This is a genomic window from Myxococcus sp. AM009 (genome assembly GCF_013372605.1).
Lineage (GTDB): Bacteria > Myxococcota > Myxococcia > Myxococcales > Myxococcaceae > Myxococcus > Myxococcus vastator.
Map to the genome: position 1 here is coordinate 1 of NZ_JABXEP010000513.1, position 399 is coordinate 399.

General features: G+C 57.9%; 1 protein-coding gene. It reads right to left on the reverse strand.

Annotated elements, in window-relative coordinates:
* The coding region (locus HV824_RS36660) for a hypothetical protein (RefSeq protein WP_176425372.1) at positions 1 to 369 on the reverse strand (369 nt) is incomplete at its 3' end.
* Between the last annotated feature and the right edge of the window lie 30 nt (positions 370 to 399).

Consider the following 399-nt stretch of genomic DNA (forward strand, 5'->3'; position numbering starts at 1 on the left):
GGCTTCGATCAAGGCAGGTTTGGCTTGTCCGGTTTCGCGGGCGGCGATCCATTGATCCAATGCCGTCTTTTCGTCGTACTTCACATCGGTTCGTGCGACCGTGCATGTCGTAGCGCCCGCCAGTCGAAGCACCGCCATGTTCAGACCCGCCTCGGTCAGCGTCTCACGAAGCTCGCGCATCGTCAGCGTGCGAAAGGGTGATGCTTTGGGTAGACGAATCAACACCAAATCGGCGACGGCTTCAAATGCCGCCTTATCTGAATCTGCCCAGCGGCAAACATTTTTCAGTTTCACTTCATCCCCCAGAACATTCACTTCCGCACGCAGTTCCAGCGTTGCGCCGGCATAAAGCGGCATGCCATCGGGCACGAATTTCTCGGGGCGAACAGTGGCCTGCGC